This is a genomic window from Alteromonas salexigens (assembly GCF_025628895.1).
Lineage (GTDB): Bacteria > Pseudomonadota > Gammaproteobacteria > Enterobacterales > Alteromonadaceae > Alteromonas > Alteromonas salexigens.
Map to the genome: position 1 here is coordinate 98110 of NZ_JAOTJC010000004.1, position 23094 is coordinate 121203.

At 55.3% G+C, this 23094-nt stretch carries 25 protein-coding genes; 13 read left to right on the forward strand and 12 right to left on the reverse strand.

What is annotated here, in order from left to right; genetic code table 11:
• Nucleotides 1-59 precede the first annotated feature (59 nt).
• Entirely contained in the window at nt 60-890 is an 831-nt protein-coding gene (locus tag OCL06_RS01585) for a divergent polysaccharide deacetylase family protein (RefSeq protein ID WP_262991988.1), read from the reverse strand.
• A 204-nt stretch (nt 891-1094) separates the two neighbouring features.
• On the opposite strand from OCL06_RS01585, the gene OCL06_RS01590 reads away from it, so the two are divergent.
• The gene (locus OCL06_RS01590; RefSeq protein WP_262991989.1) at nt 1095-2087 is read left to right on the forward strand and encodes a threonine/serine dehydratase; all 993 of its coding nucleotides are present in this window, start codon (nt 1095-1097) and stop codon (nt 2085-2087) included.
• 8 nt (nt 2088-2095) lie between these two features.
• Here OCL06_RS01590 and OCL06_RS01595 read toward each other — a convergent pair whose 3' ends face one another.
• Together OCL06_RS01595 and OCL06_RS01600 are read right to left on the reverse strand one after the other, a co-directional pair.
• Nucleotides 2096-3241: a murein hydrolase activator EnvC family protein gene (locus OCL06_RS01595; protein ID WP_262991990.1), complete on the reverse strand. Its 1146-nt coding sequence runs from the start codon at nt 3239-3241 to the stop codon at nt 2096-2098.
• Between the two features lie 62 nt (nt 3242-3303).
• Nucleotides 3304-3645 (reverse strand): DUF4870 family protein, encoded by a 342-nt coding sequence (locus OCL06_RS01600; protein WP_262991991.1) that lies wholly within the window; start codon nt 3643-3645, stop codon nt 3304-3306.
• 253 nt (nt 3646-3898) lie between these two features.
• Here OCL06_RS01600 and OCL06_RS01605 point away from each other — a divergent pair, with 253 nt between their 5' ends.
• From OCL06_RS01605 to gpsA, 4 genes are read left to right on the forward strand one after another with little or no spacing between them, the layout of a single operon-like run.
• Nucleotides 3899-4324, forward strand: coding sequence for a rhodanese-like domain-containing protein (locus tag OCL06_RS01605; RefSeq protein WP_262991992.1), 426 nt, complete (start codon nt 3899-3901; stop codon nt 4322-4324).
• A gap of 11 nt (nt 4325-4335) precedes the next feature.
• The gene (gene grxC, locus OCL06_RS01610; protein WP_262991993.1) at nt 4336-4593 is read left to right on the forward strand and encodes a glutaredoxin 3; all 258 of its coding nucleotides are present in this window, start codon (nt 4336-4338) and stop codon (nt 4591-4593) included.
• A gap of 51 nt (nt 4594-4644) precedes the next feature.
• On the forward strand, nt 4645-5157 hold the full coding sequence (secB, locus tag OCL06_RS01615) for a protein-export chaperone SecB (RefSeq protein WP_262991994.1): 513 nt from the start codon (nt 4645-4647) through the stop codon (nt 5155-5157).
• An 11-nt stretch (nt 5158-5168) separates the two neighbouring features.
• Nucleotides 5169-6179, forward strand: coding sequence for an NAD(P)H-dependent glycerol-3-phosphate dehydrogenase (gene gpsA, locus OCL06_RS01620; RefSeq protein WP_262991995.1), 1011 nt, complete (start codon nt 5169-5171; stop codon nt 6177-6179).
• On the opposite strand, the gene OCL06_RS01625 is transcribed toward gpsA, so the two are convergent.
• The 7 genes from OCL06_RS01625 to OCL06_RS01655 all read right to left on the reverse strand — a co-directional run bounded on the left by OCL06_RS01625 (nt 6176) and on the right by OCL06_RS01655 (nt 12238).
• Nucleotides 6176-7168, reverse strand: coding sequence for a GlxA family transcriptional regulator (locus OCL06_RS01625; RefSeq protein ID WP_262991996.1), 993 nt, complete (start codon nt 7166-7168; stop codon nt 6176-6178). The two genes, gpsA and OCL06_RS01625, sit on opposite strands and share 4 nt — an antisense overlap.
• Nucleotides 7165-8175: a DJ-1/PfpI family protein gene (locus tag OCL06_RS01630; RefSeq protein WP_262991997.1), complete on the reverse strand. Its 1011-nt coding sequence runs from the start codon at nt 8173-8175 to the stop codon at nt 7165-7167. Before OCL06_RS01630 ends, OCL06_RS01625 begins: the two co-directional genes overlap by 4 nt.
• Before the next feature lie 99 nt (nt 8176-8274).
• Nucleotides 8275-8739 carry a tRNA (uridine(34)/cytosine(34)/5-carboxymethylaminomethyluridine(34)-2'-O)-methyltransferase TrmL gene (gene trmL, locus OCL06_RS01635; RefSeq protein ID WP_262991998.1) on the reverse strand — a complete coding sequence of 155 codons (465 nt, stop codon included), beginning with the start codon at nt 8737-8739 and terminating at the stop codon, nt 8275-8277.
• Between the two features lie 108 nt (nt 8740-8847).
• On the reverse strand, nt 8848-9012 hold the full coding sequence (locus OCL06_RS01640) for a hypothetical protein (protein ID WP_262991999.1): 165 nt from the start codon (nt 9010-9012) through the stop codon (nt 8848-8850).
• Between the two features lie 183 nt (nt 9013-9195).
• Nucleotides 9196-10176, reverse strand: coding sequence for an alpha/beta fold hydrolase (locus OCL06_RS01645; protein ID WP_262992000.1), 981 nt, complete (start codon nt 10174-10176; stop codon nt 9196-9198).
• A gap of 5 nt (nt 10177-10181) precedes the next feature.
• Entirely contained in the window at nt 10182-11540 is a 1359-nt protein-coding gene (locus tag OCL06_RS01650) for an ATP-binding protein (protein WP_262992001.1), read from the reverse strand.
• Nucleotides 11537-12238, reverse strand: a complete 702-nt coding sequence (locus OCL06_RS01655; RefSeq protein WP_262992002.1) for a response regulator transcription factor — start codon at nt 12236-12238, stop codon at nt 11537-11539. The genes OCL06_RS01650 and OCL06_RS01655 overlap by 4 nt, the downstream gene beginning before the upstream one ends.
• Nucleotides 12239-12430: 192 nt before the next feature.
• On the opposite strand from OCL06_RS01655, the gene OCL06_RS01660 reads away from it, so the two are divergent.
• Complete coding sequence (locus tag OCL06_RS01660; RefSeq protein WP_262992003.1) at nt 12431-13204, forward strand: Spy/CpxP family protein refolding chaperone; 774 nt, start codon at nt 12431-12433, stop codon at nt 13202-13204.
• A 49-nt stretch (nt 13205-13253) separates the two neighbouring features.
• On the opposite strand, the gene OCL06_RS01665 is transcribed toward OCL06_RS01660, so the two are convergent.
• A complete protein-coding gene (locus OCL06_RS01665; protein WP_262992004.1) occupies nt 13254-13664 on the reverse strand; it encodes a methylglyoxal synthase in 411 nt (136 codons plus the stop codon).
• 521 nt (nt 13665-14185) lie between these two features.
• Here OCL06_RS01665 and argC point away from each other — a divergent pair.
• The 7 genes from argC to OCL06_RS01700 all read left to right on the forward strand — a co-directional run bounded on the left by argC (nt 14186) and on the right by OCL06_RS01700 (nt 21803).
• Nucleotides 14186-15202, forward strand: coding sequence for an N-acetyl-gamma-glutamyl-phosphate reductase (argC, locus tag OCL06_RS01670; RefSeq protein ID WP_262992005.1), 1017 nt, complete (start codon nt 14186-14188; stop codon nt 15200-15202).
• Nucleotides 15199-15990 (forward strand): acetylglutamate kinase, encoded by a 792-nt coding sequence (gene argB, locus OCL06_RS01675; protein ID WP_262992006.1) that lies wholly within the window; start codon nt 15199-15201, stop codon nt 15988-15990. Before argC ends, argB begins: the two co-directional genes overlap by 4 nt.
• Nucleotides 15987-16898, forward strand: coding sequence for an ornithine carbamoyltransferase (locus OCL06_RS01680; protein ID WP_262992007.1), 912 nt, complete (start codon nt 15987-15989; stop codon nt 16896-16898). The genes argB and OCL06_RS01680 overlap by 4 nt, the downstream gene beginning before the upstream one ends.
• A 14-nt stretch (nt 16899-16912) precedes the next feature.
• A complete protein-coding gene (locus tag OCL06_RS01685; RefSeq protein ID WP_262992008.1) occupies nt 16913-18118 on the forward strand; it encodes an argininosuccinate synthase in 1206 nt (401 codons plus the stop codon).
• A gap of 10 nt (nt 18119-18128) precedes the next feature.
• Nucleotides 18129-19511 (forward strand): argininosuccinate lyase, encoded by a 1383-nt coding sequence (gene argH / locus OCL06_RS01690; protein ID WP_262992009.1) that lies wholly within the window; start codon nt 18129-18131, stop codon nt 19509-19511.
• A gap of 8 nt (nt 19512-19519) precedes the next feature.
• Nucleotides 19520-20830 carry an amino-acid N-acetyltransferase gene (gene argA, locus OCL06_RS01695; protein ID WP_262992010.1) on the forward strand — a complete coding sequence of 437 codons (1311 nt, stop codon included), beginning with the start codon at nt 19520-19522 and terminating at the stop codon, nt 20828-20830.
• A 100-nt stretch (nt 20831-20930) separates the two neighbouring features.
• Complete coding sequence (locus OCL06_RS01700; RefSeq protein ID WP_262992011.1) at nt 20931-21803, forward strand: alpha/beta hydrolase family protein; 873 nt, start codon at nt 20931-20933, stop codon at nt 21801-21803.
• A 40-nt stretch (nt 21804-21843) separates the two neighbouring features.
• On the opposite strand, the gene yghU is transcribed toward OCL06_RS01700, so the two are convergent.
• Entirely contained in the window at nt 21844-22701 is an 858-nt protein-coding gene (gene yghU, locus OCL06_RS01705) for a glutathione-dependent disulfide-bond oxidoreductase (RefSeq protein WP_262992012.1), read from the reverse strand.
• Nucleotides 22702-23094: the final 393 nt, after the last annotated feature.

Here is a 23094-nt window from a genome sequence, read left to right on the forward strand (position 1 = left end):
AACGTTATAATATAACATCAATACTCAAATGCAAAACGACTGGATTAAATTTAATGTATTTATTGGGGCGCGAGCGTCAGACGACGTTTAGGTTCGGGCTCCCAACGGGATGGTGTTGCCGGTGCAAACAGGTCCGAAACAGAGATGAGCTCCACCCCCTGGTGCTTTAACTGCGGCAAGGTGCGGCGTAAAAAGTCCACAGAGAGCGGGTGCGGGTGAGCAATGCCAATACCCAGTCCATGTTTTTTAGCGATCCTTACCAGCAATGCCATTTGCTGCTGCAAAAAGGCTTCACTGTGTTCATGATCCAGAAACACATCGCGGATAGCGGTGGGAATGCCGGTATTCTCGGCAATAGTGGCGGCAACCGAGTCAGGTGTAGTGCGACTGTCAATAAAAAACAGCCCTTCTTTTTTCACTGCCTGCATGAGGGCCTGCATAGGTAAACGTTCTCGGGTAAGACGGCTGCCCATATGGTTGTTGATCCCCCTGGCATTGGGTACGCTGCGCAGCGCCTGACGCAGGGTGTCGGCAATGGTGTGGGGATACATGTCCGCCGTCAGCGCCAGCGGCCCTAATTTGTAACCACTGTCGGCTTCCATTGGCAAATGCAACATCACATCCCGTCCCTGCCTGGCAGCCTGGGCGGCCACCGCAGAGGCCAGCGGCGTGTCTGGCAGAATCGACAAGGTAACTGGGGTAGGTAACGTCAGCGTTTGTGTGTCGGATGGGCGGTAGCCCACATCGTCAATGATAATCAGCACCTGCGACTTCGCTATGGCTGGCGCAGGGATTAACAGGACACAACAAAGCCACAACGTCATCAGTGCTGTCAGGCGACGATGCCGTTTTGTTGCTAATTCAGAAATAAGTACCCAAAGACTACGCAAGCGCTTTCCCGCAATAATTGTTATTGTATTTGCCACGGCCAGGTAGCAACTGGCACTTAGAATAGCAGTCCGGCGACGGCGGGAAAAGTTTCGCGCCCGCTTTGTGTATAAAGCAACATACGATAAAACCGGTTGCCCATGCCGCAGCGATCTTTCAACGTGCTGGCTGCCAGCAATCAGGTACCAATCAGCAAGGATACAACCATGAATAGCTCTGCATCAGCGCTTATCCATCAGGCCGCCAACCGGGTGGACCAGGCTCACCAGCAACTGACTACAGCTGCGACGCCCCCCTACACTACCGCGCTGGAATACAACCTGCGGTTGTCAGAGCAGCATGGCATGAATGTATACCTGAAGCACGAGCATATGCAGCATACCGGGTCGTTCAAGTACCGCGGTGCACTGAACCGCATTTTATCTCTCGATCCCAATAGCCGCGAGCGTGGCGTGGTCACGGCCAGTTCGGGTAATCACGGCATGGCCTGTGCGATGGCTGCCCGGGAAAGTCAGGTCCCGCTGACCGTATTTGTGCCCGAAAACGCCTCGCCGTTAAAAGTTAAAAAAATTCGTGCGCTGGGCGCTGAAGTGCGCCACGCCCCCGGCGATTGTCTGGTGGCGGAACTCACTGCTGCCGATATGGCAAATACCGAAGGCCAGACTTATATTTCACCGTACAACGACCATATGGTTATGGCCGGGCAAGGTACCGTTGGGCTGGAGATGTTTAATCAGTTACCGTCCCTGGACGCGGTATTTATTGCGGTCGGCGGTGGCGGACTGATAGGCGGTACAGGCGCGTGGCTGAAAGCACATCATCCGCACATAGAAATCTTTGGCTGCTGGCCAGAAAACGCGCCGGCGATGGCCGAATGCCTGAAAGCCGGGAGCGTGATTGAAGTGGATGAGCAGCCTACGTTGTCAGACGGCACCGCCGGCGGCGTAGAGCCGGGCGCAATCACCTTCGATGTTTGTCAGGCGGTTATTGACCACCAGGTACGGGTGAGCGAAGCGGCAATCGCCCATGCCCTGCACGACACGCTGATAGAAGAACGCATGATTATTGAAGGCGCCGCTGCGGTGCCATTAGCCGCGCTGGCACAGTGTGAAGAACAACTGGCCGGTAAAAATGTGGCCGTGGTGCTATGCGGTCGCAATATAGCCACCGACATATTAAAAGAGATGCTAACGGGGTAAAGCTAGCCTTACAAATTTAACCAGCGGCTGGGGTTCAGTGCTTTACCCTTATGGCGAATTTCAAAATACAAGTTGGGGTAGCTCTGGCCCCCGCTCTGGCCCACCAGCGCAATGGTGTCGCCTGCGCCAACGGTATCGCCAGCCTGCCGCAGCAATGCCTGATTGTGTCCGTACACACTCATATAGCCCTTACCATGATCGATAATGGTGACCAGCCCGAAGCCTTTTAACCAGTCTGCGTAGAGAATACGCCCGCCTGACACCGCTTTTACCGCGCTGCCTTCGTCGCCTTCTATCACAATGCCTTTCCACCGTACCTGGCCCTGCCGCCGGTTACCGAACAACTTGCGCACTCTGCCTTCCGCCGGGAGTAACAGCTTGCCCTGCCGACCTGACAGGCCATCCATGGTGGCCGTGGCCTGCTCGGCACGGCGCTGGGCTTCTTCGATAGCGGCCATAAGTGATTGTTCGCTAGCCTGCAATTCTTCAACCCGCGCGGCTTCAGAACGAATAGTGGCATTTAATCTGGCAAGAGTTTGTTTACGATCGTCCTGACGGGCGACCAGCGCGGCACGTTGCTGACGTTGCTCGGCCAGCAACTGCTCCAGAGCACTGGCTTTCTCCGCTAACTGGGCGGTGACCGCTTCCAGCCTGTCGACATTACTGCGGAACTCGGTAATGGCTTGTTGCCGGGCTTTACTTACATACTGGTAATAGGTGAGCACCCGCTCGAAGGTCCGGGCATCATCCTGATAGAACATCATTTTGGCATAATCATAGTGACCCGCCATAAACGCACTGCGAAGTTGTTTAGACAACAGCGACTGCTGTTTAAGGATGGCTTCGCGCAGGGTGGCCTGCTCTGCTTGCAGTGACTTTTGTTCGGCGCGATTGGTACTGAGCTGCTCTTCGGTACGGTTTAACTTACTGGCCACCCGACCAATCTGCACTTCAGACTCTTTCAGTACCGCCTGCAATTCTTCGGCACTGGCCTGACTGGCCGCCAGCTTTTGCTGACGCGCCTTCAGTTCGGCTTGCAGTTCTGCCAACTGGGCTTTTTCTTTTTCCTGCGCGCTGGCGCCACCGGCTATCAGTAGCCCGGCGCAGACAATTATCGCGCCGAGCCGCGGCCACCTGGTAAACTGCTGATTCATGAACCTACTACAACCCGTTCTTGTTTCACGGCATTTCAGCAGGTTTTACCAGGTTATACAACTTATCCCACAATGGCTTTGTAAGACTGATTTTCTGATACCCGCAACAAGCCTTTAACCAGCTTGAATACCGACCAGATAAACACCCCGAGCAAGATAAACCAGCCCACCAGTACAATGGTAAGAATGCCGCCTACCACGGTCAGGATTATGCCAATTATAAATACCCGAATAATATTGGAATAATGATCCTCGAAGCGGGTCCCCCGGGCATCACCAATTTTGAGCATGGCCCAGATGGCGCCCACAAACCACAGCAGGCCGGTAAATAACCCCAGCAGCATGAGCACATAGGCAATTTGTGCGTGTTGTTTGGCGTCCAGTTCTTGTTGTGATAATTCCATTTCTGCGTTCCCTGTTATTGTTGTCATGCCAGTGTAGCGAAGCGCTTACGGCTTGCCCAGTGCAAAATTCCAACACCGCAGACTAAGGGTACCGGTTAGTCGCAGTGACCACTTAGCTATTACTGTCAGTGCCAGCGCATAACACGATGCCAGTAATCTGCATGCAGCAACGCAATGCAGGCTGGTTTCTGAGCCAGTTTTCTATATACTTTGCACTCTTTTTTGTGGTCTGAAAGGCAAAGGTTAGAGGTAAATGGATCAGCTTATAGAGTTTGCAGGCAATAACATGCTGCTGGCCGGTATCTGGGTAGCATTGGTTGCAATGCTGATATTCAGCTATGTGTCTGCATGGACATCGCCGGTAAAAGAAGTCAACACACACGAAGCCACCCTGCTTATCAATAAACAGGATGCGATGGTACTGGATATCCGCGCGGTAAAAGAGTTTAAAGCCGGTCATATATTGAGTGCCCGCCAAATCAAGCCGGAAGAGATCCGAGAGAAAAATTTCAGCAAGCTTGAAAAAAATAAGGACAAACCCATTATTGTTGTCTGTGCAATGGGCAATTCGTCACGTTCCGTGGCGTCGTCTATGAAAAAAGCAGGTTTTGAAGATGTTTACGTGCTGAAGGGCGGCATGAACGCCTGGCAAAGTGCGAGCCTGCCGGTTTCGAAGTAAGGGGTGTCCCGATGAGCAAAGTCGAAATTTATACCAAAGGGCACTGCCCTTATTGTCATCACGCCAAGGCGCTGTTGACCAAAAAAGGCGTCGAATTTCAGGAATACGCCATAGACGTACAACCTGAACTGCGCGATGAAATGATTCAGCGAGCGAATGGCGGGTGGACTGTCCCGCAGATTTTTATTGCCGACCAACATGTTGGCGGTTGTGATGATTTGCTTGCGCTGGAGCAACAACAAGAACTTGATGCAATGCTGGCGAATTAAGCCGCCCTTCCGGCGCCTTTAACGCTACACAACAACAGATTAGGAAGTAACATGGCTGACGAAAATCAAACAAATAATGGCGCCGCTGCGGACCAGCAAGCCCAGGCTCCTCAATTTAATATTCAACGCATTTACACCAAAGACATTTCTTTTGAGTCGCCAAATGCCCCCAAAATTTTCACTAAAGAGTGGAAGCCAGAAATTAAACTGGACTTAGACACAGCGACCAACAAGCTGGACGAAAACGCCTATGAGGTAGTGCTGTCAGTCACCGTTACCGCCACTCTTGGCGAAGAAACTGCGTTCCTGTGCGAAGTACAGCAAGCCGGCATCTTCGCAATTGGCGATATGCCAGACCAGAACAAAGCACACACACTGGGCTCGTTCTGCCCGAACATGCTGTTCCCGTATGCCCGTGAAGCGATTTCTAACCTGGTCAACCGTGGCACCTTCCCACCACTGAACCTGGCACCGGTAAACTTCGACGCTATTTTTGCAGCCTATATGCAAAAACGTGCACAACAGGCACAAGACGGCGGCGAAGCGCCGAAAATGGACGCATAGCACCCGTGGCTATGGATCCGTCATCGGTTTCAGTATTGGGGGCGGGGTCGTATGGCACCGCCCTTGCTTTTTGTCTGGCCAGAAATAATACACCCACCTTGTTGTGGGGGCGCGATCGGGCGCACATGGCCGACCTGGCTGAACACCGTGAGAACCGTCGCTACTTGCCAGGCGCAACGCTTCCCGAAGCGTTGCGCATAGAGGCTAATCTTGATACTGCCGTGGCAGCCAGTCGTGACATTCTGGTCGTAGTGCCCAGCCATGCGTTTCGGCTGACGCTGGAAACGATTAAACCGTTTCTACAGCCAGGGCAGCGATTGATCTGGGCCACCAAAGGGCTGGAACCCGGCACCGGGCGGCTGCTCCGCGAAGTGGCGGTGGATGTTCTGGGTGACGATTACCCGCTCGCCGTGTTATCAGGCCCGACTTTTGCCAAAGAAATGGTCGCCGGACTACCCACCGCCATTTCGCTGTCCTCGGCAGACGATGCGCTGAACAATGAGTTTGCGGCGAAACTCCACTGTGCCCGCTCTTTTCGGGTGTATACCAACCCCGACATTATCGGCGTGCAGCTAGGCGGTGCGGTGAAAAATGTCATTGCTATTGGCGCGGGTCTGGCAGACGGTCTCGGCTTTGGTGCCAATGCGCGAACAGCCCTGATCACCCGGGGTCTGGCTGAGATGCGCCGTCTGGGTGTGGCCCTGGGCGCTCAGCCAGAAACCTTTATGGGCATGGCCGGGCTCGGCGACCTGGTACTCACCTGTACGGACAATCAGTCTCGTAACCGCCGTTTTGGTCTGGCGCTTGGTCAGGGCAAAGGGGTGGATACTGCTATTGAAGAAATCGGTCAGGTGGTGGAAGGCTATCGGAATACCGATGAAGTACACATTCTGGCAGCACGTATGCAGGTAGAAATGCCTATTTGCGAGCAAATCTACGAAGTACTTTATAACGGCAAGTCCCCGAAAGAAGCGGCGCTGGCATTGCTGGGCCGTGACCTGAAAAGCGAGACCGCTAATTAATTAACTGCGGGCACGTTGTGCCCGCGAGTTATATCCTGTCCTGCAAAACGGTGTCGGTATTCTGCTGGCGAAACCGAAAAGGAACGCATAAAAGCACGCCGGAATACGTCCGGGCTGTCATAGCCGCACGCTTGTGCAATGCGGTCCAGCGACCATTGCCGGGAAACCAGCAACTGACGGGCATAATCCAGCCGTAGTTCCGCCACGTAGCGCGCCGGAGTCTGCCCCATGCTCCGAGTGAACTGACGATAAAAGCTGCGCTCACTCATGCCGCAGTAGTCGGCCAAATCAGCTACCCCCAGTGACCGCCCAAGGTTTTCAAGTACATAACCTGTCAGAGAAGCAAAGCGCTGGTCTGCACGCTGCTGAAACGCCAGCGGCGCTGAAAACTGTGCCTGATCGCCGGCCCGGCGGAAGTGCACCACCAGGTGACGGGCCACTGCCGCGGCAGTATCGGCCCCTAACTCCTGTTCAATCAGCGCCAGCGTCAGATCAATACCGGCTGTGATCCCCGCCGAGGTGGCAATGTGGCCGTGATCAACAAATAAACGCTGTGCCTGTACCTGCAAATCAGGAAATTCCTGCGCCAACTGGTCGGCATACTGCCAGTGTGTGGTCACCGTCAGTCCCTTCAGTAAGCCGGCGTGAGCCAGCAAAAACGCGCCGGTACACACGCTGACAACCCTTTTGGTTACTGGTGCCACGTGTTGTAGCCAGGGACACAGCACCTGAAGATTATGCGCTGATCGCGCGCCGGCGCCACCCGGCACCACCAGCATATCGAGTGGGGGAATGTCCTGCAGCGTGTGCGTTGCCACCAGCGGTAAACCAGACTCACTGCAAACCGGCTCCCGCGACTCGCCAATGAAGGCAAAATCATACGGCGAGGTCGCCACACTGCTTACACTATGAAAAGCTTCCAGCGGGCCCGCTACATCCTGACTGTTCACGCCCTCAAAAAGCAGAAACCCCACGGTGCGACGAATCATGACGAGGCGTCTCCTGATGTGGCAGATACCACCGCAATGTCTAGTGTCAGCCGGTACTGACCGGCCTGCCCAGCCCGGGTCACTGTAACATCGTGGCGCACAGTATTACCGTCCCTGACACTATGCCAGCGTAACTGGTCCTCGGCCTCGGTTGTCACCGCCTGCCAGTCTTCATGCACTGCCATGGCTTTACGGTAACTGGCCAGGAGTGCGGTGGCGGCGGCTGGACTCTTCACGTGGAAAGCTTTTGTCCATGTGGTTTTGTCGCCATAAGAGTATTCGCGATCAAATGCAATGGGCTGCGGCCAGTCATACTGGTTATCCGGATAGTACCTGTCGGCCATCAGCGCTCGCACAAAACCCCCGTCTGGATCCCAGTCATATTCGATATGCAACGCGACTGTGCGGGCAGTGGCCAGTCCGCTGACCTTTTGCACCAGATGCAGCGCGGCATCGATCCCCGAAGACAGGCCCGCAGAGGTGATAATCTGGCCGTTATCCACAAAGCGCTCATGGGGAGCCAGGGTGACGTTGGGATAATCGGTGGCAAAGTTGTCCAGCGCGCCCTTAAACGTGGTCGCGCGCTGGCCATTCAACAAGCCTGCTTCTGCCAGTATATGGGCGCCAGTGCACACCGACACAATATGCTCGGCCCCTGTTTGCATTCGCGCCAGCCACTGCTTCACGGCGGACTGCTGCTTTACCTTTCTGACATCGCCGCCGGGAATAAGTACGGCCTCAGCCGCGGGCATATCGGCAAACCCGTAGTCAGGGCTAACGTGGAGCCCCATTGCTGTCACTACAGGCTGACCATCCGGCGATACCGTGAATATGTCATAGCCGGCGTGCCCGAATACTTCATAAGGGGCGGCAAAGTCGATGATCTGTACATCATCAAATAATAAAATGGCCACAGTAATTGGCGGCTTTGCAGCCACCCCGGTAGTCATCATCAGCATCGTGCATACGGTGAGTCTGCGTAACCAGTATTGTGTTGTCGTTTTCATCATTCTGTCCATACGTTGCATATTTAGCAGTCAGTATATACACGTACCAGAATGGCAGAATGCCACGATTACGACTATTTATGCCACTTTTATCCGGGGTTAACGGGCGCCGTCGTAACCAAGCTGGCGCCAGCTTTCATACACAAACACCGACACGGCATTCGAGAGGTTCATACTTCGGCTATCTGGCAACATCGGAATACGCACCCGCTGACCTGGCGGCAGCGCGTCTATTACTTCATCGGGTAACCCGCGGGTTTCGGGACCAAACAATAAGGCATCACCCTTTTGATATTGCACGTCTGAATGGAACGCTTTCCCCTTTGTGGTGCAGGCAAATAACCGGGTCGGCTGTTCGCTGTCCAGATAGGCATCCAGTGACGCATGCCGTTTGACGTGGGCGAACTCATGATAGTCCAGTCCGGCGCGGCGTACCCGCTTGTCGTCCCACTCAAACCCTAACGGTTCTATTAAGTGCAGAGCAAAACCTGTATTGGCGCACAGGCGAATAATGTTGCCGGTATTCGGCGGGATTTCGGGCTGATATAAAATGATGTCCAGCATGCAGGGTTCCACTAGAAATTGCGTGGCGCCAAGCATAGTGGCTCGCTGCAGCGAGGGCAAGCACTGCCATCGGTGGATGGCAGTGTCTGTAAATGGCGTCAGTTAATCCTAGCGGGCAGCGCCGGTCGGCGAGGCGAAATGGGTCGTCGGCCGGGTTTTGGCTTTCTGCTGTGGCACCTGTTGTCCGGTGCGATTGGCTTGCGACGGCGCGGCGGCACGTTGCATTGCGGGCTCGGTGGTGTTGCGTGATGTGTCCAAATTCGTCATTTTCATAGCACTTCCTGGTTTTTGGTCTCCTGCCGGAGCGCGTGAACTCCCTTTCATCAATGCATATCGCATACCTGCATGACATGCGTATGGGCGGGGGCACCAGGCGTAACTGAAAATTGTGGCCGCCATTCAGCCAGTTAGCCGAATGGTGGCGGCAAGCCATTAACTATCCCTGGCCGCGCCGCGTTACTTAAGTATTGACCCACCCTGTAAGAATGACAAGGTCTTATTCAGCACCGGTGTACGGTATTCATCGGCCTCGGTAAACAGCTCATGATAAGCCTCGGCAACCACCTCCAGATGCAGGTTGGGCATACGCTTCGCCACACTGCGCTGGCGGTCATTATCGATTATCTTGTCATCGTCGGCGCTGAATAACAGGGTGGGGGTCGTCATTTTTTCCGCCTGCGCTTCGATGGTGTCCATCGCCTGCTGTGCCGCGCTGAGCCATTCGGTGGTGACGCCACCAAGCTGAATGCGTTTATCTTCATCGTATAGCTCACGAAAGAGCCGGTAACGCACTTCACTGTGAGTGAGCTTATTGAGCGCATAGGGATACGCGACGTAAGGGGTCTGACCGAAAAAGTAGCCAGCATCCTTGCGCCGCAACCGGTTAAGTGTCAGGCCCGCGTTAATCAAACCTTTGGCGACCCAGTCCGGCAGTGCGGGGCGCACACCGAACATCGGTGAGGCCAGCACGGCCCGCTCAAACCGCTCGGGTTCACGTAGCATTGTCAGCGTACCAATCGCACCGCCCATAGAATGACACAACAGGGTGAGCGGCGCGGGTGCGTGGGGCATGACAATGTCATCAATAAATTGCAGCAGATCGTCTACGTAATCATCAAACTTATGCACAAAGCCGTGTTGCGGATCGGACGTCATTCGGCCGGACAGCCCCTGGCCACGGTGATCAGGAATAAACACCGCGAACCCGTTGTGCCACAGGTCGTAAATAAGCTCTTTATATTTGAGTAATGACTCTATCCGACCTGAGCTGATGACCACAGTGGTGTGGGCGTTCGCCGGGCAACACCAGGCATAGTGTACCGTGACGCCTCCCAGACCGGTAAACTCGCCGGTGGTGACCTGACTCTTCCAGAATGGATTAATGGTGGTGGCATTTCGGTCTGCCAGGGCTGTTTCCGGTGTGAGTGTCCAGTCCATACTGCCTATCCGCTGCGGGGAAATGTTAAGGTAACTTGCAGCCCCCCTGTGCTAGACGGGTCTGCCACTATGTGCCCATCATGCATTTGAACTGCCGCCTTTGCAATTGCCAGTCCCAGCCCGACACCGCCCGACTGCCGGTCACGGGCCGTGGAGGTGCGGTAAAACGGTGCAAATATTTGCTCACGTTCGCTGGCCGGCAGCCCCGGGCCATCATCTGCCACTATTACCGCCCAGCTATCCGGACTGGTTTCGATTTTCACCTTCACCTCATGGGCACTGTAGTGCAGGGCATTACGCAGAATATTTTCTACTGCCCGGCATACCATCTCCCGGTCTACTGTGACCGGTTGGTCGGGCAAGGGCGCCACGTCCAGCGACTTGTTAAGGTTTTGAGCTTCATAGCCAGCATCGGCGATGACGTTTTCCAGTAATGCACTGATGGCGACAGACTCGCGTTCACCGCGATTGCTTTCTGCCCGGGACAGCGCCAGTAGCTGGCCGATGAGCGCTTCCATACGGTTGCTTTCCCGCTCCACCCGTTGCAGCGTTTCGCTGTCTTCCTGTTGTTGCCAGGCTAGTCCCAGCGCCATCTGCAACCGGGCAAGGGGTGAACGCAGCTCATGAGAGATGTCGGCCAGCAACCGCTGCTGCCCGGCCCACATTTTTTGTAACTGCGCCGCCATGAGGTTGAAGTCTCTGGCCAGTTGCCCTATTTCGTCCTGACGGCTGTCGGCACCCGACACCCTGACGTCCCAGTGACCTTCCGCCAGGTCCCGGGCCGCCCGTTGCACCTGCAGCACGGGCCTGACCAGATGACGGGCAAACAGATACGACAGCAGCACCGTCATCACCACTGCGATGGCAATTAACCCTGTCAGCATACGGCCCGGCGCAGGTGGCGGCTGCGCCGTGACCGAATACAAAGCGAATTGCCGGCCTCGATAGTTGAATAGCTGTGGCCCTACGATTTGATGGCCACGGCGACTAAGAGCAATAGCGTTACTTTGCCCGGCTAGCCGCTCAAGATCGTCCCGTAATTCCTGTCGTAGCGGCCTGCCATTCCCCTGCACTATTCGTCCGCTGTCCCGCGCCACTGCCACCAGTAATGTCCGGGAGAGTTTGCCGGCGCGAACCAGCGCCAGTGGTAATGACGGTGCCCTGCGCATGGTGCTGAGCCGTTCGGCCGCAGTGCTCAGGTCACTGATCTCCTGCGTCGTGGGTGTGCCCACCCTGACGTCGTCCATAAAGGTGCGCCCCACCCAGAGCGCCAGCATGGCCGTAACGAGAAAGGTCGCCCAGAACCACAGAAATACCCGCCCCACTACCCGCTGGGCTGGATTTAACCGCGCCAGCCAGCTCATGATGCGGTGCGCAACAGATACCCGCTGCCGCGGATAGTTTTAATTTTGTCGTCGCTTGCAACGGCGGCCATTTTTTTGCGCAGATTGCTGACGTGCATGTCGATACTACGGTCAAACGCCATGAGTTTTTTGCCCAGCGCCCGCTGACTGATTTCCTGCTTCGAGACCAGTTGCCCCGGTTGGGTCATCATCAGTTGTAGAATTGCGAACTCGGTGCCGGTCAGGGTCAGTGGGGTGCCGTTCACCTCGACTTGCTGACGGGCGCTGCTGAGCAATATACCGTTTACCTGCAAATCCTGCTGGGTCTGGGTATGCTGAGTCAGCGCGAGGCGCCGAAAGATGGCTTTGATACGAGCCGCCAGCTCGCGGTGATTAAATGGCTTGGGCAGATAGTCGTCAGCTCCCAGCTCCAGTCCCAGAATGCGATCGTAGTCATCGCCCCGGGCGGTTAGCATCAGCACGGGTGTGGTGTGGGTAACCCGCAGATGTTTCAGCACATCAAACCCGTCCATCTCCGGCATCATCACATCCAGTAAGATAAGATCAAAATGCTCTGTGGTCGCCGCCTGTAAGCCGGCTTTTCCATCCTGTGCCACACTTACTGTGTAGCCCATGCCCTGCAGATATGCCTGCAGCATCTGACTCAGCTCGTGGTCGTCATCAATAATTAAAATTGCCTGATCATTACTGCTGTGCATACATTCCTGTACCGGCGATTAATTTCCTGCCGCCTGGATAGTGATTCATGGAAGACAGAATACGACGACTTCACTGTGCTGGCAAAACCCCGGCTCAGCCTTTACACAAGCTTTACACACTGCTGACCCTTCTTTGCGTTGATCCGGCCTAAGATAACCACCGTGATATTTACTCACCTTTTCAGGAGAATGATGATGAAACCTTTACTACTCGCCCTTACTATTGCCGGTATCACTGTAAGTACTGCCACCCAGGCGCGCCTACACAGCCCTCATGATACACAGCGGGCGCTCGTTAAAGCGGTCCAGCAACTGGATCTCAGTGCTGAGCAAAAACAGGAAGTGCGCGCATTGCTGAAGGCCGTCCGTGCTGACAATCACTCTCAGCACGGCAATATGCACGCTGAGCACGCCCGGCGACTTTCAGATGACACGCCGGATGCAGAAACACTCAGAGCAAAATTGCTCGACAACGCAGACAACTGGAAGCAAAAGAAATTTCAGCAGGCACAGCTTCGTCACAACATTTATCAGTTGCTGACGCCTGACCAACAGAACACGCTGGAGCAGGCTGACATTGAGCGGCACAGCAAGCGGGCCCAGCGCATCAAGTCACAACATGGCAGCGCGTTGCCCCGGCCGTTTGGGTTATTGGCTCTGAGCGAGCAACAGGAGCAGCAGGTGGCGGAGTTGCAGTCGGCTTTCCTCAGCCAGGCTGAATTAATTCGAAGCCGTATGCGCCAGTTCAAAGCCCAGGAAAAAGCCCTCGTACGCAGCGCAGACTTTAGTGAAGCTGCCTGGTACACGCTGGCTGAAAGCTATCAGCTGGCGTTTATTGAGGCCGCGGTTGCACGTGCCAGCCATCGGGCCGGGCTATTGGCAGTTTTAACTGACGCCCAGCGACAGGAACTGGAGGTGTTACGCGGCGCCAAGAAGAAGCACCGCCATCACCCCAGAAGAGGGTAGCGGCGAATCTGCATTTGTTGACAGGCCGCCATGGCCTGTCACCGTTATATTAGTAAGTGGGTTTATGCGGCACATGCTCCGCCGATAAGAAGCGGGGCGAGGTGACCATTAAATCCGCGGTAGCCGGGGTACAGGCTACCGGCACATTCCACACCGAACAAAGCCGCAGCAACGCCTTTACGTCCGGATCATGGGGCGCCGGATTCAACGGATCCCAGAAGAAAAACAACGCGTCCAGATTACCTTCGGCAATCAGGGCGCCGATTTGCTGATCGCCGCCCAAGGGACCGCTTTGGTAGCGGGTAACTGCCAGTCCGGTATTATCCGCAATCATCCCACCGGTGGTGCCGGTGGCGACAATATTGCAGCGCTTCATGATCTCAATGTGCGTATTTACCCATTCCAGCAATTCACTTTTTTTGTGATCATGTGCCACCAGGGCTATGGTTGATTTTTCCATGCGACGCGTCTCACATCCACTCTGGCCGATGCGTCTCAAAGAGCAGATGTGCCCTTTTCTGCCTGCATACTGGCCGATTATAGTCTGAGGGCATCATTACCCGTTGCAATACGCTTGTCAACTGACAAGGCTGTCCTGTCGCGAAACAACACTGCCCCGACCAGGTAAAATAATTATACATTTTTATTGCATAAATATTCCATAAAGCTACACTGTCACTCTCTTAGCAGATTAAATATTTCGACGGGTAGCGAAGCCACCCTTGAAATGCACTACAGGACAGATGGAATGAAGCAATCAACCGCCGACTTTTGGCAGGCTGATCTCCCAATACAAGATAACTCTCCCCTGGCTGGCTACACTGTGCAGTGCCCGCGACGAATTTACTAGCGTGCGTTTGCCGTACCGTAGCGCACTTTTTACCTGGGTTTTGATGCAGTAGTTAATACCGGTCTTACCGGCTTAACTCAAAACTTCAGGTAAAAGGTGATTTTTTTACTTCCTATTCGTCAGTCAAAATTATGATTAATGTTGCCATTATTGGCGCCAGTGGCTATACCGGCGCACAACTCGTTCAACTGATCCATCAGCATCCTGGTATGCAATTGGCGCACACGTTTGTGTCTCAGCATAGCGCCGATGCCCATCAACCGATTGCCGCACTGCACGGCAGCTATGCACATTTGCCTTATCAGCTGCAGCCTTTGTCAGACGAGTGGCTGGTCACCCTCAGTGAGCAAATGGATATTATCTTCCTGGCCACGCCCCACGAAGCCAGCCACGACTGGATGGAGACGCTGGCATCGGGCAAGGCAAAAGTACTGGATCTCTCCGGGGCGTTTCGTCTGCAGGATACCGCAGTGTTTGCGCAGTATTACGGGTTTGCGCATACCGCCCGCAGTAGTCTGGATAAAGCCGTGTACGGACTGGCGGAATGGTATCCCGCCGAAATTCGAAATGCGCACATTGTAGCCGTGCCCGGTTGTTATCCGACTGCGTCATTAACGGCGCTGAAGCCTCTCGCCGAACAGACCTTACTGGATCCGCAGGTGCGCCCGGTGATCAATGCCGTCTCCGGGGTCAGCGGTGCCGGTCGCAAAGCCAGCCTGACCAACAGCTTCTGTGAAGTGAGTCTGCAGGCTTACGGTGTACTGGGTCACCGGCATACCCCAGAAATCGAAGCGTATCTGGGTACGCCTGTCATCTTCACCCCGCATCTGGGTAATTTTAAACGGGGCATTCTGGCCACTGTCACGGTCAAACTGGCAGCAGGTGTCACTGCGGACCAGGTCAGTCAGGCCTATGTGGATGCCTATGCAGAAAAGCCGCTGATACGTTTACGCGACCGCATGCCTAAAGTAGACGACCTGGCCAACACACCGTTCGCTGACGTCCACTGGACGGTGGACGAGACCGCCGGCTATGCGGTCATCGGTACGGCCATTGATAACGTCATGAAAGGGGCGGCTGCACAAGCCGTTCAGTGCGCTAATCTTATGTGTAACTTTTCTATTCAGACAGGACTGACGCACTCATGAAACGTACCCCGATAGTCATTAAAGTAGGTGGTGCCTTGCTGGACGATCAGGCAGCCATGAGCCGCTTGCTGACCAGCATTCAGACAGTACTGGCCACCCGCCCGGTCATACTGGTGCATGGCGGTGGTCCGCTGGTCGAAACCCTCATGGCCAGTCTGGGGCTTAGTAGCAGCAAAATTGACGGCTTGCGGGTTACCCCTGATGAACATATGCCCTACATCTGTGGCGCACTGGCAGGTAGCGCCAACAAAACTCTGTGTGCCGCTGCACTGCAGGCGGGCTGCACGCCAGTGGGCCTGTCGCTGCTGGACGGCAATATGGTGACATGTGAGCCCCTCGATGCGCGCTTCGGTGCGGTGGGTGTCCCGTCTGCTGCCGATCCGGCCCTGCTTAAATCCGTGCTGGCTCAGGGCCTGTTACCTGTAGTGAGTTCTATCGGCAGCAGCCCCGAGGGCCGGCTCCTGAATATTAACGCTGACCAGGCCGCTACGGTAATTGCTGAGTTGGTACAGGGCGAATTACTACTGCTGTCAAACGTCACCGGGGTGCTGGATGGCGATAAGCAGCTCATCAGCACACTGGATGCGGCGGGCATTGAAACCTATGCAGACCAGGGGGTGATCACCGATGGCATGCTGGTGAAAGTAAACGCCGCTCTGCTGGCTGCTACCACACTGGGGCGGCCGGTGACCATTGCCAGCTGGAACGCCGCCATTCCTGAAATACTTAACCACGCGACCGGCACGCAAGTCTTCCCTTCGCCACTGCCGTCAGGAGACACATTATGAAAAAGGATCTGCTCACCTTTGCCGACTGGACACCCGAGGCAACGACCCGGCTGCTGGCACTGGCATCAGAAATTAAACACTCTCCGGCAAGTTACAGCCAGGTGCTGGCAGGGAAGTCGGTAGTGGGGTTGTTTGAAAAACCGTCTTTGCGTACCCGGGTCAGTTTTGAAATCGGCATTAATAAGCTGGGTGGCCATATGGTGTACCTGGACAGTCAGGCCGGCAAACTGGTAGGCCGTGAAGATGCCCAGGATATGGCGGCAAACCTGGCGTGCTGGGCCGACGCAATCGTGGCCAGAGTCTACTCCCACGATACCTTACTGCAATTTAGTGAAGCCGCCCGGGTACCAGTGGTGAATGCCCTGTGCGATCGTTACCACCCCTGTCAGGGGCTGGCAGACTACCTCACCGTATTCGAACAGTTCGGCAACACCACGGGACGGACCATGGCCTATATTGGCGATGGCAATAATGTGACTCATTCACTGCTGATCGTAGGTGCCTTGCTGGGCTGCAATCAGGTTGTGGTGACTCCGCCGGGGCATGAAGCTGACGCAGGCATTGTTGCTCACGCCCGCACGCTGGCAGCACAAACCGGCGCCACGGTGACCACCAGCAATGATCTGAGCGCGGCAGAAGGTGCAGATGTCATCTACACTGACACCTGGTTGTCGATGGGCGATGACACTCCTTTGTCGGCGATTAAAGAAACCTTTATGCCCTATCAGGTCAACGAAGCCCTGATGGCGGCCACCGGTGCCAGTCATGTCATGCACTGCCAGCCTGCGCATCGGGATTTGGAAATTACCGGCTCACTGATTGACAGCGACTGCTCGTTGCTCATGCAGCAAGCCGAAAACAGAATGCATGGCCAGAATGCCATATTAACTCACTTACTGAGCTCCTGAGAGGACCGCGCGTAATGCAAAACGTGAACAAGATTGTACTGGCCTATTCCGGTGGCCTGGATACCTCAGCCATTATTCCGTGGCTGAAAGAAAACTATAACTGTGAAGTAGTGGCGTTTGCCGCCGATGTCGGACAAGGCGATGAAGAGCTGGAAGGGCTGCATGAAAAAGCCCTCGCTTCCGGCGCCAGCGAATGTCACATCGTCGACCTCAAAGAAGAGTTCGTTCGCGACTACATTTACCCGACCCTGACAACCGGGGCCGTGTACGAAGGTGAATACCTGTTAGGTACCTCCATGGCGCGACCGGTGATTGCCAAAGCCCAGGTAGAAGTCGCCCGCAAAGTGGGCGCCGACGCACTCAGCCACGGTTGTACCGGCAAAGGCAATGATCAGGTGCGCTTTGAAAGTGCCTTTGCGGCCTTAGCCCCCGACCTGACCGTGATTGCACCCTGGCGGGAATGGGACATGGTTTCCCGTGAAGACCTGCTGGCGTACCTGGCCGAGCGGGACATCCCAACCACCGCTTCAGCGACGAAAATTTACAGTCGGGACGCCAATGCCTGGCATATCTCCCATGAAGGTGGTGAGCTGGAAGATCCCTGGCAGGAGCCTTCCAAGCAGGTCTGGACCATGACCGTGGATCCGGAAGATGCACCGGATACACCGGAGCGGGTTACCCTGACCTTTAACGAAGGCCAGCTGACGCATGTTAATAACGAGCCGCTGTCGCCGTATCAGGCACTGGTAAAGCTAAATACGGTGGCGGGTGCCCATGGTGTGGGCCGCATCGACATCGTAGAAAACCGCCTGGTGGGCATGAAATCCCGTGGCTGCTACGAAACTCCCGGCGGCACGGTATTAATGAAAGCCTATAAAGCGTTGGAAACCATGGTGCTCGACAAGGCCGCCCTCAAATACCGGGAACAGCTGGGACTGGAATTTGCGCATGTCATGTATGACGGTCGCTGGTTCACCGCGCTCAACGATGCCCTGCTGGCAGGCGCTGCCTCATTCGCACAGAAAGTTACCGGCGAGATTGTGGTGAAGCTTTATAAAGGTCAGGCCACCGTCACCCAGCGCCGCTCGCCCAACAGCCTGTACTCAGAAGACTTCGCCACCTTTGGTGCCGATGACGTTTATGACCAGAAACACGCCGAAGGCTTTATCCGGTTGTTCAGTCTTTCCAGCCGTATCGATGCACTGAAAAAACAGCAGTAAGGAGCACACCATGGCACTTTGGGGCGGCCGGTTCGCCGGCGACAGCAGCAGTATGTTTAAGCAGGTCAACGACTCCCTGCCCTTTGATCAGGTGATGGCTGTGCAGGATATGCAAGGTTCTATCAGCTGGTCGCGGGCGCTGGCCAAAGCCGGAGTCCTGAGTCAGGACGAACAGCAGGCACTGGAGACGGCACTCACCGAAATGCAGGCGCAGGCCCGCGCCGGTGAGCTCGACTTCGCCGCCAGCGGTGAGGAAGACATCCACAGCTTCGTTGAGGCGGCCCTTATCGACCGCCTTGGCGATACGGCGCGTAAGCTGCACACGGGTCGCAGCCGCAACGATCAGGTGGCCACCGACTTCCGGCTGTGGGTACGAGAGCATGTTGCTTCTCTGAAACAGGATCTTAACGGCGTGATCCGCTCACTGCTGAGTGTGGCCTCCCGGCATCAACAGGCCATTATCCCCGGTTACACCCACCTGCAGCGGGCCCAGCCCATTCATTTTGCACACTGGTGTCTGGCCTATGTGGAAATGTTTAAACGGGACCTGAGCCGTCTCAGTGATTTGTCAGGCCGCCTCAACCAATGCCCCCTGGGCAGTGGTGCGCTGGCCGGCACCACCTACCCGGTAGACCGCTACGCCATTGCTGAAGAACTGGGCTTCGACGGACCCTGCCTGAACAGCCTGGACGCCGTCTCAGACCGTGATTTCGTACTGGAGCTGTTGTTTTGTGCATCTACCAGCATGATGCACCTGTCACGTTTGGCCGAAGACATGATTTTTTATAACTCCGGAGAAGCCGGCTTTCTGCAACTGGGTGACACCGTGACATCGGGATCATCCTTAATGCCGCAGAAGAAAAACCCGGATGCACTGGAGCTAATGCGGGGTAAATGCGGGCGGGTGTTCGGTGCCCTGCAAGCCTTGCTGGTTACCATGAAAGGGTTGCCACTGGCTTACAACAAAGACATGCAGGAAGACAAAGAGGGGGCTATCGACACTGTCAGTCAGTGGCATTGTTGTCTGTGCATTGCCAGCGAAGTGCTGGATTCCACGGCGCTGAATGAAGCGCGCTGCCGGCAGGCCGCCGCGCAGGGCTTTGCCAATGCGACGGAGCTGGCCGACTATCTGGTGGGTAAAGGGATCCCGTTTCGAACTGGCCATGATATTGCCGGCCGGGTGGTTCTGCTGGCTATCGATAAAGGCTGTGCGATTGAAGACTTACCGCTTACTGACTTGCAGTCTGTGTGTGAGCACATCGACGAGGATGTCTATCCGGTTCTGCAACTGGAGTATGGTGTGAACCAGCGCAATATCCTCGGCGGAACCAGTGCCGAAACGGTTACCAAGGCACTCTATCAGGAACTTGAACAGCTGGATAAGCGGGGATAACTCAGGTTATGGTGCTGGCCCATCACGATGGCATAAAGCTGTTCAGAAGCTCGCTGCCTTACATCAATGCCCATCAGGGCAAGACCTTTGTGCTCATGCTGGGTGGCGAAGCTATTGAGCATGCTAACTTTGCCAACATTATTCACGACATTGCCCTGCTGAACAGCTTAGGGGTACGGGTAGTGGTAGTGCATGGCGCGCGACCGCAAATCGATCAGCGGGTGGCGCTGCGTGGCATGCAAGGCCGCTTTGCCGAAGGCGTGCGGGTGACCGATAAACTCACGCTCGAATGTGTGAAAGATGCTGCCGGCTCAGTGCGCTCGCAAATTGAAGCGCTGCTGACCATGGGACTGCCAAATTCGCCCATGCATGGCTCCCAGATTCGGGTGTGTTCGGGCAATCTGGTAGTCGCGAAGCCGATGGGCGTACGCGGTGGAGTAGACTTTGAGAACACCGGCCAGGTGCGGCGTATTGATACCACCGGCATTACTGACCACCTTAATGATGGCTCTATTGTGCTGCTATCGCCGATGGGCTATTCCTCCACCGGTGAGGTGTTTAACCTGTCCCATGAAGACGTGGCCACGCAAGCAGCGCTGGCACTGAAAGCTGACAAACTGATCGTGTTTTCCAACTATGACGGCATCTTCAACCGGCAGGGCAAATTGCTGCGCACCATAGAAAGGCCGCAACTGGAGCAGCTCATTGCCAGCGGTGATATTACTACCGAGCCCTCGGTACTGCGGGCGCTTACCACCAGCGTGGCCGCTGGTATTCCCCGTGCCCACTGTATCAGTTATGAAAAAGACGGCGCTTTGTTACAGGAGCTGTTCACCCGCGACGGTGAGGGCTCACTGGTCATGGAACATCATTACGAACAGTTGCGGGTGGCAACCATTGACGATGTGGGCGGGATCCTGAATTTGATCAAGCCACTGGAAGAAAGCGGGGTGCTGGTCAAGCGTTCACGGGAGCGGCTGGAAAATGAAATTGATCAGTTCATTGTCATTGAACGCGACGGCATGATTATTGGCTGCGCCGCCCTGTATTTGTACCCCGATGATGACTGTGCCGAGCTGGCCTGTGTGGCCACCCATCAGGATTACCGCGGCAAAAACCGTGGCGAGCGTATTATGGAGGCCGTGCGTGAGCGCGCCACCGAAGCCGGTATCAGCCGGCTGTTTGTACTGACCACCGTCACGGCGCACTGGTTTCTGGAGCAGGGATTCGTTGAAGCGGATGTGGCGGCATTGCCGGCCGTTAAAAAAGAACTGTATAACTATCAGCGCAACTCAAAAATATTTACCCTCAGTCTCTGAGTGTCAGTCATCGGCAGGGTGTGCAACCCGCCGCGCCCGTCTTGTCATGCGCGCTGAAATACGGTTAACTGGTCTGACCAAGACAGGTTGACCGAGTTATATGCAAAAGAATTTGTTTATCGAGTGTGAGGATGGCACCCCACTGGCTGCCACGCTGTTCACGCCACCGCGCCCCAGAGCCACTGTGATGATCGCCCCGGCCACCGGCATCCGGCGCCAGTTTTATACCCATTTCGCCAGTTATCTTTGCGCGCTGGGCTTTACGGTTATGACCTTCGATAATCGCGGTATCGGCGATTCCCTTAACGGGCCGGTTCAACACAGTAAGGCGACGCTGGTCCAGTGGGGTCAGCTGGATATGCAGGCTGTTTTACAAACTTTGCAACAGGCTTTTCCCGGGCTACCTCATTTTCTGGCCGGTCACAGTGCAGGCGGGCAGTTAGCTGGCCTGATGCCGGGCGCCTGTGATTTGTCCGCGATATTTACGTTCGGCAGCTCGTCTGGCCGGCTCGCTAATATGCGCTGGCACTACCGTCCGAAAGCCCACTTTTTCATGAATCTGTTTATCCCATTGACCAACCGGCTGTTCGGGCATACTAAATCACACTGGGTGGGCATGGGCGAGCCGTTACCGGCGGGCGTGGCACGTCAGTGGCAACAATGGTGTAATGGTAAGGGCTACGTAGAAACCGCATTTGGGCAGGAAGTGACTCGTCATCACTACTACAGTATTACGTGTCCGGCTTTCTGGGTGCTGGCAAAAGATGATCCGATCGCCTGTGAAAAGAATGCCCGCGACATGCTGCGCGTTTACCGCAACATGCCCGCTACGCTGAAAATCATTGACCCGCAGACACACGGTGTCGATCAGATTGGCCACATGCGGTTTTTCTCCCGCCAGTGTAAGCCCCTATGGTCACTGGCAGCAGACTTTTTCGAACAACACCTGCCACCGGCCAGACTGGCCGGTTAAACAGGTTCTGGCATGCCCATGGCGAGGCATGTCAGATGATTCAGGCCCCTTTCAGTGCCTTATCAATATCTTCGGCCTGGTGGCGCTCTTTCAGCTGACCGTCATCCCCCCAGGTTTTATTCACAATGCCACCCCGTTTGACAGCAGGGCGCTCGGCCACCTGTTTGGCCCAGCGTTGCAGGTGGGTGTAATCATCTACCTGCAGAAACGTGGCCGCGTCGTATAACTTCCCCAGAGCCAGTAATCCGTACCATGGCCAGATAGCCATATCGGCAATGGAGTACTCGGTCCCCGCCATATATTCGTTAAACGACAGATGTTTGTCTAAAACGTCAAGCTGTCGTTTGGTTTCCATGGTGAAGCGGTTAATGGGGTACTCCATTGGGTAGGGAGCATAACTGTAGAAATGGCCGAAGCCGCCCCCCACGTAGGGCGCCGAACCGACCTGCCAGAACAGCCAGTTTTGGCATTCCGTGCGTTCTATGGGATCGGCGGGAACGAAACGGTCAAATTTCGCCGCCAGATATTGCAGAATTGAACCAGACTCAAACACCCGCACCGGCGGGTTCTGGCTGCGATCCACCAGCGCCGGTATTTTAGAATTTGGGTTGATGTCCACAAAGCCACTGGAAAACTGATCGGCCTCGCCGATATGGATCATCCAGGCATCGTATTCAGCGTCTGCCTCACCGGCGTGCAGTAACTCTTCCAGCATGATGGAGACTTTCTGGCCATTAGGGGTGGCCATGGAGTAAAGCTGCAGGTCATGTTTGCCTACCGGCAGTTGTTGCTCATGGGTGGGGCCTGAGACCGGGCGATTCGTTTTGGCGAACTTACTGCCATCGTCATCATCCTGGCTCCACACCTTAGGCGGCGTGTACTGTTGTTTCTTCGTCATGATAACTCCCTGCTAAACAATGTTCACAGTTATACGCCAGTCAGGGAAAACAGATTGCTGCGCAGCCAGACCGCAGACACAAAAAAAGCAGATGCCAGAGCATCTGCTTTTCGGTAATAAAAGGCGGGCAATCCATTGTCCGCAAACTGTAACCAGTGGCTCAGACCACTGGCTTTAATGTAGATGCCCAGCTTTCACGCAACAATGTGAGAGCTTCATTGCCGCAATGTAAAGTGGGCATATTCCTGAGCCGGGCCTCCTGCCCTGCCGTTGTTCCTGTCGGCTGCATGTGCCGCCGATACCACCCGCCTTGGGCCAGTGGTTATACTAAACTGCTACACAGATTCGGGCTGAATCTGAAACGCTTCCGCGTTGACACCTTATACCTATCAA